Annotated in this window: 14 protein-coding genes; 3 read left to right on the top strand and 11 right to left on the bottom strand. The window is 37.0% G+C overall.

From position 1 onward, the window contains the following. Positions 1–105 precede the first annotated feature (105 nt). Positions 106–789 (top strand): N-acetylmuramoyl-L-alanine amidase, encoded by a 684-nt coding sequence (locus tag KE503_RS01345; protein ID WP_212384324.1) that lies wholly within the window; start codon positions 106–108, stop codon positions 787–789. A 95-nt stretch (positions 790–884) separates the two neighbouring features. Here KE503_RS01345 and KE503_RS01340 read toward each other — a convergent pair whose 3' ends face one another. Continuing rightward, the gene (locus KE503_RS01340; RefSeq protein WP_212384323.1) at positions 885–1079 is read right to left on the bottom strand and encodes a hypothetical protein; all 195 of its coding nucleotides are present in this window, start codon (positions 1077–1079) and stop codon (positions 885–887) included. A gap of 287 nt (positions 1080–1366) precedes the next feature. Here KE503_RS01340 and KE503_RS01335 point away from each other — a divergent pair, with 287 nt between their 5' ends. Continuing rightward, entirely contained in the window at positions 1367–2083 is a 717-nt protein-coding gene (locus tag KE503_RS01335; RefSeq protein ID WP_242852077.1) for an adaptor protein MecA, read from the top strand. Between the two features lie 131 nt (positions 2084–2214). Here KE503_RS01335 and KE503_RS01330 read toward each other — a convergent pair whose 3' ends face one another. From KE503_RS01330 to KE503_RS01285, 10 genes are all read right to left on the bottom strand, one after another. After that, positions 2215–3396: an iron-containing alcohol dehydrogenase gene (locus tag KE503_RS01330; RefSeq protein ID WP_212384322.1), complete on the bottom strand. Its 1182-nt coding sequence runs from the start codon at positions 3394–3396 to the stop codon at positions 2215–2217. 124 nt (positions 3397–3520) lie between these two features. Beyond that, positions 3521–4141, bottom strand: coding sequence for a DAK2 domain-containing protein (locus tag KE503_RS01325; protein WP_055196304.1), 621 nt, complete (start codon positions 4139–4141; stop codon positions 3521–3523). Positions 4142–4154: 13 nt separating this feature from the next. Beyond that, positions 4155–5165 carry a dihydroxyacetone kinase subunit DhaK gene (locus KE503_RS01320; RefSeq protein ID WP_055196305.1) on the bottom strand — a complete coding sequence of 337 codons (1011 nt, stop codon included), beginning with the start codon at positions 5163–5165 and terminating at the stop codon, positions 4155–4157. A gap of 29 nt (positions 5166–5194) precedes the next feature. After that, entirely contained in the window at positions 5195–5863 is a 669-nt protein-coding gene (locus KE503_RS01315; RefSeq protein ID WP_055196306.1) for a class II aldolase/adducin family protein, read from the bottom strand. A gap of 2 nt (positions 5864–5865) precedes the next feature. Next, on the bottom strand, positions 5866–7941 hold the full coding sequence (locus KE503_RS01310) for a BglG family transcription antiterminator (RefSeq protein ID WP_055196307.1): 2076 nt from the start codon (positions 7939–7941) through the stop codon (positions 5866–5868). A gap of 39 nt (positions 7942–7980) precedes the next feature. Further along, a complete protein-coding gene (locus KE503_RS01305) occupies positions 7981–8979 on the bottom strand; it encodes a dihydroxyacetone kinase subunit DhaK (RefSeq protein WP_055073130.1) in 999 nt (332 codons plus the stop codon). A gap of 57 nt (positions 8980–9036) precedes the next feature. Continuing rightward, positions 9037–10413, bottom strand: coding sequence for a PTS galactitol transporter subunit IIC (locus tag KE503_RS01300; protein WP_117945215.1), 1377 nt, complete (start codon positions 10411–10413; stop codon positions 9037–9039). 50 nt (positions 10414–10463) lie between these two features. Further along, positions 10464–10742 carry a PTS sugar transporter subunit IIB gene (locus tag KE503_RS01295; RefSeq protein ID WP_009264585.1) on the bottom strand — a complete coding sequence of 93 codons (279 nt, stop codon included), beginning with the start codon at positions 10740–10742 and terminating at the stop codon, positions 10464–10466. Positions 10743–10790: 48 nt separating this feature from the next. After that, positions 10791–11279, bottom strand: a complete 489-nt coding sequence (locus KE503_RS01290) for a PTS sugar transporter subunit IIA (protein ID WP_081019868.1) — start codon at positions 11277–11279, stop codon at positions 10791–10793. 423 nt (positions 11280–11702) lie between these two features. Further along, complete coding sequence (locus tag KE503_RS01285) at positions 11703–11909, bottom strand: DUF1858 domain-containing protein (protein WP_055196309.1); 207 nt, start codon at positions 11907–11909, stop codon at positions 11703–11705. A 267-nt stretch (positions 11910–12176) separates the two neighbouring features. Between KE503_RS01285 and KE503_RS01280 the strand changes: the two genes are divergently transcribed. Beyond that, complete coding sequence (locus KE503_RS01280; RefSeq protein WP_008393929.1) at positions 12177–12347, top strand: DUF362 domain-containing protein; 171 nt, start codon at positions 12177–12179, stop codon at positions 12345–12347. The last annotated feature ends 19 nt before the right edge of the window (positions 12348–12366 follow it).

The raw sequence follows: 12366 nt of genomic DNA, 5'->3' as shown, positions 1-12366 counted from the left end.
ACATAGCCATTTGGATTTATTATATCATTAAATGGTAAAAAAAGAAAGTGCTGTATTATATGGCTCACTATCAGAATATAATAAGAAGAAAAGGAATGATTTCTCATGAGCAAAGAACATCGTTTTATTTTTTGGGGTGTTTTGCTGATCGTTGTTTTATTATCTGTTTCTTCTATTACATTTCCTATTTTTGTTGCTCAAACTATCAAAAATCAAAATATCATATGCATTGATGCAGGTCATGGTGGTTCGGATCCTGGGAAAATCGGAAATCCCAATATTTTAGAAAAGGACATCAATCTTTCCATTTCACTTAAACTGCAAAAACTTCTGGAAAAGAAAAATTTTAAAGTATATATGACTAGAAATGGGGATTATAATCTTTCAGATTCAAAAGGAAATCAAAAAAGAAGTGATCTTGCAAATCGAAAACGAATTATTTTTGAAAATGATCCTTTGGCTGTGATCAGCATTCATCAGAATAGTTATCCAAGCAGTGATGTCCATGGAGCTCAGGTTTTCTATCCGCAAGGGTCTGAGAAATCAAAACAGTTAGCAGATTCCATCCAGTCAGCTTTGATCAAGGGACTTGATCCTACCAATCACCGGGAAGCAAAAGCAAATGACCAGTATTATCTGTTTCAGGATAATCCTTATCCGATTGTTATTGTAGAATGTGGCTTTTTATCAAATCCAGAGGAATTAAAAGCACTTCAAAATAATAAATATCAACAAAAGGCTGTGAAATGTATCGTTGATGGAATTATAACTTATATAAATAACAAATAAATATATTTTTATAATTAGTAATCATATACTATTATCAGAATATAATAAGAATGAGCTGGGAAATTAATCTCCCAGCTCGCTATACTCTTTGCATATTATTCTTTGATTTTCTGATATTCTATGGCGTAGATCTCTCCTTCCTGATCGTTGACATACTCTTTCATGTAAGAATCATCTTCATTGAGTATTAGATTTAGATGTTCCAGATTTACATCACTTATTGTAATGCCGTCTACACGGATTGCCAGTCCCTGTGACAGGTAATAAGATAATTCATCATGACTTGTCATTCCTGCCCTCCAATCATCATAAACAGATGTTAATTGTTACTTGCATATTAGATCATCTTCCTGAATTCTAAAAAAGTGATCTCTTACATCGTTCAGTGTTGCTTGTGGTATATAAAAATTCCGCACTGTTTCCAAATGTAAGTCTTGTCGCGACATAATGTAATTATATACATAATTGGAAATTATTTCAAGGCATTTATGGATAAAATTGTAAATTTCTTGAAAAAGCTTTACACGTCGCAAAAGTAATACTATAATAACATCAAAGTAGTAAAGGAGTGATGATTATGAAAATAGAACGTATCAGTGATAATCAAATCCGATGTACTTTAAATAAAGAAGACTTAGAAGGAAAGGAAACTCTGTTAAGTGAACTTGCCTTTGGCTCTGAAAAGGCGAAAGGATTGTTCCGGGAATTAATGAACAAAGCTGCTACTGAACTTGGTTTTGAGACGAATGAAGATAATCCTTTGATGGTAGAAGCAATTCCTGTATCCAAAGAATGTCTGATCCTTGTGATCACAAGAGTGGATAACCCAGAAGATTTCCGTGAACATTATAAAAAGTTACCAAAAGGTCTGCTTGGCGGATCAATAACAGATTCTGATGATGATGTCTTAGCTGATCTTCCAGATTTTCTTTCTGGACTCGGCAAAACTGCAATGTCATCCAATATCAATAATGATATGAAACATGCTCTTGCTGATACAGGAGTTGGTATTTTTGCCTTTACCTCTCTTGATGACGTTGCTTTTGCAGCAAAACTGTTAAGTGATTATAATGTTGCAAGTACTTTATATAAAGATCCTGACAATCAATGTTATTATCTTTCATTAACGGCACTTGATGATTCACCAAACAATGACAGTATGGATGAGATTCATCTCGTTCTTTCTGAATATTGCAAACGTCTGCCAAATACTTATGCAACGAAGGCTTTATTTAATGAACATCTGATAACGATTATCGAAAAACAAGCTATCGAAGAGATGGCTGCATATTAAAACAACAAAAGGAATTCCCGATTACAAGAGAAAGTAATCAGGAATTCCTTTTTCGTAATACATATATAATTTTTGTAAATTATATATGCGTTTCTATAGATACATGGTTTTCTTTTGTTTGGTACATGATTTTATTTTGCTGCTGTATAAATTTCTACCAAATCTTTTGCTGATAATTTCTTAAATGCTCCCAGCTGCTGTGTATCATTGTTAGTTGCTTTCATTGCCATATCTTTGATCTGCTCGTCGGTTGGATCAATTCCTAGTTCTTTTAAATTTGTTGGCATCTCAATCTCTCTATAGAAATCTTCCACAGCTTCGATTCCTTTGATTGCTGTAGCCTTGATATCTTCACATTCTTCAACGCCCATAACATTGACTGCAAACTGTGCAAATCGTTCTGGTTTCTCATCAATGACATATCTTGCCCAGCTTCCCCAGACTGCTGCAAGTCCTGCTCCATGAGCTACATCAAACATTCCACCTAATTCATGTTCGATCAGATGTGTTGCCCAGTCTCCTCCACAGGTTCCACATCCTGTCAGTCCATTATGTGACAGAGAACCACACCACATGATCTCAGCTCTCGCTTCATAATTCTTCGGATCTTTTTTAAGGATCTTTGCATATTTCATAACATTTTTCATAACGTCCTGTGCAATCTTGTCTGTGATCTCCATTGTATCTTCTAGTACAAAATAACGTTCCATTGTATGCATCATAATATCAGCACATCCACATTGTGTCTGGTAATCTGGTAATGTATATGTGATCTCTGGATTCATGATCGCAAATTTAGGTCTTGCAAGATCTGTATCCAGTGCCTTCTTGTACCAGCCTTCTTCATTTGTGATAACGCAAGAATTACTCATCTCGCTTCCTGCTGCTGCGATCGTTAAGACACTTCCTAATGGATAACATGTCTTAGGTGTTGCCTTTCCCGTAAACAGATCCCATACATCAACATCTGGATTTCCAAGTCCATAGGCAATTGCTTTACAAGAGTCAATAACACTTCCTCCACCTACCGCGAGAATGAAGTCTACGCCTTCTTTTTTACACAATTCGATTCCTTCATATACTTTTGATAAATGTGGATTCGGCACAACACCACCAAGTGTTACATAATCAATATCAAAATCCTTTAATGCTTCACAGACTCTGTCTAAAAGCCCAGATCTTTTTGCGCTCTGTCCTCCGTAATGGACAAGGACTTTCTTACATTCCTCTGCCTTCACTAATGATCCAACTTTAAGTTCTGCATCTTTCCCAAAGACTACTTTTGTTGGTGTGTAATACTGAAAATTTAACATGCTATATCCTCCTGTATCAGCTTTTGTTTTTGTATTTATACAATAAAACATTGTAAAAATTCAGCACATCATAATATTTCTATTACAATGTGCTGTTTTTCTTACTTATATATTTTATAAGTGATTATAAACTTTTTGCAAATGCCTGCATGATCAGAGATGCTACTTTAGCTCCTGGATCTTCCAGACTTCTGGATGCTTCTCCTCTTGTTGCAGCACGTCCGTGAACTGCTAACATAGTTGTAGTAGCTTTGAATCCTTCTTCTGCTGCATCAGCGGCTTTCCCTGCCATATCTGCCAAAGATTCTCCTGCTGCTAAAGAAGCCTGTAAGCTTTCTACTGCTGGATGAAGGCCATCAAGGAATGTCTTATCTCCAACCTTTGCTCCACCTAATTTCGCAACTCCCGCTTCGTAAGAAGCAAAGATCTGTACTACATCAGCATCTTCTAATGTTTCTTTTCCTTTCAGATCTTTTCCTGCCTGTTTTAAACCAGTTGCCATTAAAGATCCCATTGTTGAAGGAACTTTATTCGCCATTGCTTTTCCTGCTGCAAATAACAGTTTTCCTGCATCAGCGATTGCTCCGTCAGATACTGCATCGTATGCTGCTTTGAATCCATCGGACATTGTAAGACCTAAGTCTCCATCACCAACGATTCCGTCCATCTCGATCAGCTTATCTTTATTCTCAGCCATAATGTTGCTGATCTCTTTTAATAATTTGATTAAGTAAGATGTTTCCATACTAAAATGCCTCCTAAACCTGTTTGAAGAATGGTGTATCAACTGGATGGTCGATATATTCTTTTAATTCATCATCAAGTTTTAATAATGAGATTGAGAATCCAGCCATTTCAATCGCTGTTGCATATTCTCCCACATAGTATTTGTATACGCTGATTCCTTTTTCTTCAAGAACCTGATTGATGCGACGTGTTACAATATACTGTTCATCTAATGGAGTAGCTCCAAGACCATTTACAAGTACTGCAACTTCATCACCTTTTTCATATGGAAGGTCTGCTACGATCTTCTCTAACATTTCATCAACGATCTGATCAGCTGGCTCTAATTTACCACGGCGGATTCCTGGTTCTCCATGGATTCCCATTCCAATTTCCATTTCGTCATCTTCGATTTCGAAACTTGGTTTACCAACTCTTGGCACTGTACATGGTGTTAAAGCTACACCCATTGTACGAACGTTGTTGTTTGCTTTATCTGCAACACGTTTTACTTCTTCTAAAGAAAGCATCTTGTCTGCTGCAGCTCCTGCACATTTGTATACGAAGAAGATTCCTGCAACACCACGACGTGTGCTCTTTTCTCCTGGTGCAGATGGTCCTGCTGAAGCAACATCGTCTGCTCCTAAAACTTCTGCTGTTTCGATATCGTCTTCCATCTCAACTTCATCAGCTGCTGGACGGAATGTGAAGATATCTCCATTATAATTACCGTAGATATATAATACTCCGGCACCCTGGTCTGCATCTCTTGTTAAAGCGATTGCCTGATCTACACTTGGAGACTGGAATACATCACCAACTGCACATCCATCGATCATACCTTTTCCTACATATCCCAAGAATAATGGAAGATGTCCTGATCCACCACCTGTGACGATACCTACTTTTCCTTCTTTTTTATGTTTAGATACAAGAACCTGTAAGTCACCATCTACACATGTAAGATCATCTTTATGTGCGATGTAGATTCCTTCTAACATTTCTTTGATATAATTATCTGGCTGGTTGATAATTTTCTTCATTGCATACTCTCCTTCTTCTATGTAAGCGATTATTTGTTAGGGAATTTGATCTGAGATGGATATTCCCATTTCTGTAATTCTTCTGGTGGGAAGAAGTATGGTTCTTCACCCTGTCCTGCACAAAGTGCATTGTAGTATAACTGAGCTAATTCTTCGATATAAGCAGCTCTTAAGTATGCATCATAGATGTTACCCTGAGATACAGCTACTGCTCCATGTCCCTGTAATAAGAATACGTCTGCTTCCTGAACTGGTTCGATAACACTGTCAGACAGATCTGTTGTTCCTGGACGTCCATAAGGAGCAACTGGAATTCTTGATTTTGTTACACCTAAGTTAGCGATTTCATATACAACAGCTGGAATTGGTTTATTTAATACAGCGAATGTTGTTGCATACATAGAATGTGTATGACATACAGCATTTACGTCTGGTCTTGTTTTATAGATCTGAAGATGCATTAAAGATTCACTTGTTGGGCGAAGTCCTGATTCGTTTTCGATAACGTTTGCATCAAGATCAAGAACAACCATATCTCTTGCTGTTAATAATTCTCTATCTACCTGTGTTGGTGTGATTACTACATATCCTGTTTCTGGATCTCTTGCACTTAAGTTTCCAGATAAATGTTTACATAATCCTTCTTTCTGAGCACGTTTTGCCATAGCTACAACGTCTTTTTTTAATGATTCTAACATCTCTACTTCTCCTTTTCCTGTTTTTGAATTAATTTAATGATATCTTTTGGCTCTTTTGCCTTCTTTAAAAGCTGCAAGCTTTTTTTATCTTCTATTATGTGATTTAACTGCTCTAACATCTCCAGATGTTTTGTAGGATCTGGTGTCCCGATCATAATGACAACATCTGCCTGCATATATCCACACACGTCTGTTCTCTCTGGCATGGTAAGTAATGATAAACATACTCTGTTTGCTCCATCATCGACTCCAGCGTGTGCAATGATCACTCCGTCTGCGATCATAATAAATGGTTTATCTGCCTTGATATTATCAATTGCTTTCTGTACATACCCTTCTGTGACATCACCGCGTGTTACAAGTGGTCTGCCCACTGTACGGATCGCATCTTCCCAAAGAAGTGTATGATCTAATACCTGAATCGTTTCTTCTACTAAAACATCTTTTAATCCAATTTGAAATCTTGTCCTTACATTGTTTAATTTCTCATCTTCAATCTCCGGATTCAATGCTGCTGCAAATTCTCTCTTTAATGCTTCCTCATCTATAATATCTGCATATTTGCGAACAATATTTAACAAGGTAGAAACATCTAATTTGTGAGGTACGATTCCGACTAATTCTCCCATGACTTTTTCTCTGAATTTAGTCTTAGATACTTCATCCAGAAATGGCTTCACAACAAACTGTGTCTTTGTCGTCTCAAGTCTTACCATCGTAAATACGAGGTCAAACTTTGTTTCATCATAGGATGCAAAATCTCTCATTGACAGACATGCAATGAACTCAATCTCTGGAAATAATTCCTTCAATGTAAAATATAAGAAATTAGATACTGAGATCCCATTCGCACATACTACAACTGCTCGTTTCCTTTGGTCCGGTGTAATTTCAAGAATACCTTCTCTTCGAAGCCATGCTCCAAATAATGCCGTAATATATACAAGCTCTTCGTCTGGAACTTCAACTCCTAATAATCTTTCTACCGGTCCGATGGATTTCCGCACGACTGCATGAAGTGATGCATATTGTGGGAGGACCATATCCAAAATACTTTGTTCGATATGATAATGATACTTCATGCGATAAAATGCTGGCTTGATGTGCTGAAACAATGCTTCTAGCAAGGTTTCTCTTTCATTGATCGTTACACAGATCAGATTCTCAAAATTAACGATCACTTCTTCTGAAGCTCTCATCAATTCTTCTTCCTGTGCAGAATCTCTTGTCTGCAGTGTATGGAAATTAGAAATCTGAATCTGAGCTGTCAAAAATAATTTTTCTGTCTGCCAGGTAATTCCGTATTCTTTTGCAAACTCAAGCATCACAGAATACTCTTTTGTACCGGCAATATGTTGAAATGTCTCTGGAAGCTCCCGAAGAATCCTTCCCTTCTGTGTTCTGATAATGATCAAACACATGATCAAAGGAAGTTCTTTCAGTCTCTCATCTGTAAAACGAACTTGCAGACGTTCCTCAATCATTGAAATCTGTTTTTCCACCTGCTCCATCATCTCTTCACTGATCTGACAGATATCCATGATCGTCTCTTTTCCTCTTGGAATCTTTAAGATTCCACGAATTGATGTGACCATCATCTCACGTTTTGCATATTCACTGCCGACTAAGTGATATCCTTCCTGCCGGCTGTATAATACTTCCAAATGATATTCTTCTAATCTTTGTTCCAGTTTCTTAAGATCTGTTAGAAATGTATTTTTACTGATTTCTAATTTTGATGTGAAATGATAAATTGATAGTTCTTCGCGTACACAAAGAAGCATCAGAAAAATTAAAAGTCCACGTTCTTTATCCGTATAAATATACGTTGTTCCATCTCCAGTGATCTCTTCTGTCTGATATTGTTCAATGACAGCAACTGGTATGATAAATTTTCCAGTCCTTAACCGCTCGATCTTTGGCATTCCATTGTCCTGCAGATAATCATTAATCTTCTCGATCGTATAGCTTAGCTGCTTTCTGGATAGCTGTAAAGACGCTTCCACTTCCTTACCCGTGATCGCGGGATTATTCACAATCGTTTTAAGAACTGTATAACCTCTTTCATCTAAATACAATGGTGCACCTCTTTCATCAAGTCTATTACTTTAATAAGTTTACACTTCAATTCCTGGAGATTTTGCCTCGTAATCAAGCAATTCTTTTAATTCATCATCTAATTTAAGGACAGTCAATGCTGCTCCGTTCATATCAAGAGATGTTACATAATCTCCAATAAATACTTTGTAAACTGATAATCCCTGTTCTTTCAGGTATTCTTCTACTTCATCATATAGAACGTAAAGTTCCATAACTGGAGTAGCTCCTAATCCAGACATTAAGACTGCAACTTCGGAACCTTCTTCTGGTTCCATATCATCAATGACTGCCTTAGCCATCTGTCTTGCAATATCTTTGGCTGGTTTTAAATCCTGTACATTGATACCAGGTTCTCCATGATGTCCGATTCCAAATTCCATCTTTCCATCTTCAATCTGGAAATTTGGATGTCCAACTGCTGGAATTGCACATGGACTTAATCCGACACAAATACTTCTCGTATTATCTACAGTTTTCTGTGCTACGTCAATGACTTCATCCAGTGTTCCACCTAAAGCAGCTTTCGCTCCTCCGATCTTCCACATGAACACACCACCTGCAATACCATGACGTTTCTCTTTTGTCTCTTTTGGAGAAGACGCAACGTCATCAGTTGCTACTACATATTTTACAGTTACACCCTGTTTCTTTGCTTTGCGGATCGCCATCTTTACATTCATATTATCCCCGGCATAGTTACCAAATAAACATGCAACTCCCTGCCCGGAATCTACTGACATAAAAGCGTCATAAAATGCTTGAGCAGAAGGTGAGGAGAAAATCTCACCTACTGCTACTGCATCCATCATATTCTTTCCGACATAGCCAAGAAACGCAGGTTCATGTCCTGATCCACCACCTGTTACAAGACCAACTTTGCCTTCTACAGGAGCGTTTACATACTGGACAACGCGATCATTTGCTTCTGAACGTTTGATCAGATCTTTGTGTGCTTTTACATATCCTTTTACCATATCTTCTACGATATAATCTGGATCATTAACAAATCTCTGCATATTGAAACCTCATTTCTTTTTTGCTGTCTGATTATTATGTATAATTGTGAATCAATCTTAGTTGATTTCTCTTCCTTCTGCTTCTTCTTTTCCAAGGTATTTGTAAAGTGCAATAAAGCATACAACAAAGATTACACATAATACTAATGGGAAGAAGTTTCCATCCATGATCTTAAATACATGAGAGAATGCATATGTCTGGATAGGTCCATCGATAGATGAGCAAGAAATTAATTCTCCAGCTTTTAATGCAACTGCTCCTGTTGAACGAGCAAGATCAGAGATGAATGGTGCCATGATTGTTCCTACCCAAAGGTAAGCTGGTGCAAATAATGTAACTAAGATTAACATACGGATGATGTTACCACCTGTTACAAGGAATGCTGCTACTGCGATCGCATTGTTTACGATACCAGCGAATGGAAGGATTTCATTTCCTGGTAAGAACATTGAGAATACTAATGTTACAGGGATAGCCCAGAATACTGCTAACCAGATTTCGTTTGCACCACCCATGAATGGCCAGTCAAGACCTACAACTAATGTTCTGTCATCGAATTTCTTGTTCATGAAAGCACTGATTGCTGATGAAATTGGCTCTAATGCCATCATGAAGTATTTAGAGATTACAGGGAACAGTGTTAATGCACATGAAGCCTGAATACCTAATGTTAATGTAGCTGCTACACTGTAACGAGCTAAGATACCGAAGATAATACCAAGGATGAATCCTAATACGTGAGATTCAGCGAAGATACCGATCTTATCTTTTAATGCTGCTGCATCGAAACGTTTGTTTAATGCAGGGATTTTCTTTAAAATACAGTCAATTGGGAACATGAAGATTGATGTGAATCCCATTTTATGTGTACATGTTACTCCTGGAATTCCAGAAAGTTTTTCAATACGATACTGATACATATCTGCCATCTTTAACTCGAAGATGATCTGAATACCAGCTACGATAAATGCTAATGCGATAGAAGCTGCTGTTCCAAAGTATGGTTTAGATACGGCTGCTACTGCTACACCAGTAAAGATTTTTCCCCAAACATTCCATAAGTCAGCGTTGAATGTTTTTGTCTTGTTAATGATCAACATAAGAATGTTTAATCCGATCATCAGTGGGAACATTAAAAATGCATATGGCCAAGACCATGCGATTGCTGATAATGTTGTCCAACCACCATCAACGATTGGTAAGTTGATTCCTGTGTGTGTTAACATTGCCTTTGCAGCAGGTCCGATAGCATCAGACATAAATCCGATCAGCATTGACATACCAGTGAAGGCTACACCTAATGTGATACCAGCTGAAATGGCATCTTTAAGTTTCATTCCTACGATTAACCCTGCGATGATAATGATGATAGGTACGAAGATTGCAGCACCTAATCCCAGGATCCAGTTAATTACATTTCCTAAAACACTCATATAATTCTCCTTTTCTCTCTTTCAAAAATCAGTTAAAACTGTTTTGCCTCTTATGCGTTTACAGCGTCAACTAATTTTTTGAATTCAGCATCCTGTCCAACACCTGTTAAAAATGCGATACCATTGATAACTGGAATAGGATATTCTTTTGTTACCTTTGTGATTGCGATGTAAGCACAGCTTCCTGCAATGTAACGGTCTACAGATTTGATATCTACTGCTAATACTTCAGCAGGGATATTGTTCTCTTTTAAAAGACGATTAACTTTACTTGCTACTGTCTGAGAAGTTGCTACTCCACTTCCACATGCTACTACGATCTGTTTCATTTTAAGACCTTCCTTTCTAAAAAACTTTATTAGTTTTGTTTATTAATTTTAAAGACCTTCCATGGAAAGTACTGCTTCCATGTACTCATCTTCAGTTTTGGCGTTTACTAATTTGTCCATAACTTCTGGTTTCTGGAAGTTTGTTACCAGTACCTGAAGTAATTCAACATGTTCATTTCCAGCATTTGGATCATCATGTCCACCAAGGAATCCAAGCATAAAGATGAATTTCACATCATGCTGAACATCGTTGTTTGCCATCTCGCACCATTTGATTGGATTCTTTAATCTTGTACATGCGATAAATGGTTTGATGATATTTTCTGGATCTGCATGAGGGATCGCTACCGGATATGGTTCAACCGGAAGAGCTGTTGGATAATTTGCTTCTCTTGTTTTGATTGCATCTTTAAATGTATCTTTTACATATCCAAGCTCTAAAAGCTTATCTGCCATCTTGTCAAAAAATTCATCCTGATCTTTGACTTCCCAGTCAAGCTGAATCAGTTCTCTGTAAATTGTGTCACGATTTGCCACGACTTATCACTCTCCTTTTATTATTCTGGTCAGGTTGTTTGCCGTCTCTTGTAAGCTTCGTTCCTTACCTGTTGATTTCATTATAGGACAGTATTTCTATCAATACAATTCTCATTGGGTTCAAAAAATGGAGCATTGGTTGCTCATTCCTGTGATGAGCAACCTTTTTGCTCAACGTTGCACAATTATAAAAATTTTATAAACTAATGATAAATATGGCATAAAATCAAGGTTTTTCATGGGTATTTTTTAGGTGTTTTTACAATTGTCTAACAATTCTTTTCTATTTTTTTAAGTTTCATTTGTTACTTTTGCTACTTTGTACATTCTATAAAAAAAAGAGAGCGTTATACTTTTTAGTACTTGTAATATACTGAAAAGTATAACGCTCTCTTGATTTCTGATCTAGCTTTGATCTATAGATTATGCTTCTTTTGTCTGAGCATATTCGTTTAATCTTCCAAGCAGTTCATCTAAATCCATTCCGTGAACATAAGCTGCCTGCTCTAAGCTTTCACCCTGAGATGATGGGCATCCAACACATCCCATTCCAGATGCCATAAGGATTGCTGCATAATTAGGATCTAATGCGATTAAATCTGCGATGATCATATCTTTTGAAATTGCCATTTCGTTTATTCCTCCATAAATATTAATAGTATTTTTAGAAAACGATAGTCTTCTAACAATGTTCTCTAAAATAGTTTAGACTAACATTCATAGTATAATACATTATGTTCAAAGTGTCAAAATAACTTTCCATATTTTTATTACATTATTGTTAAAAATACAACAAAATCACTTGATATTCTTTCCCAAGTATATTAAAATAAACATGGTCAAGCGGGTGATGCCCGCTACTAATGATTATACTATTTATATAAGGAGGATATAACTATGGCATATGTAATTTCAGACGCTTGTATTTCTTGTGGAGCTTGCGAAGGAACTTGCCCAGCAGGAGCTATCAGCGAAGGAGATGGACAGTACGTAATCGATGCAGATACATGCATGGAATGTGGAGCTTGTGCAGACGGATGTCCAGCAGGAGCTATCAGCCAGGAATAATTTCCAGGTAACGTATATT

The sequence above is a fragment of the Anaerostipes sp. Marseille-Q3525 genome, assembly GCF_018223505.1.
In the GTDB taxonomy this organism is placed as follows: domain Bacteria; phylum Bacillota; class Clostridia; order Lachnospirales; family Lachnospiraceae; genus Anaerostipes; species Anaerostipes amylophilus.
This window is presented reverse-complemented; position numbering and strand designations above follow the sequence as displayed.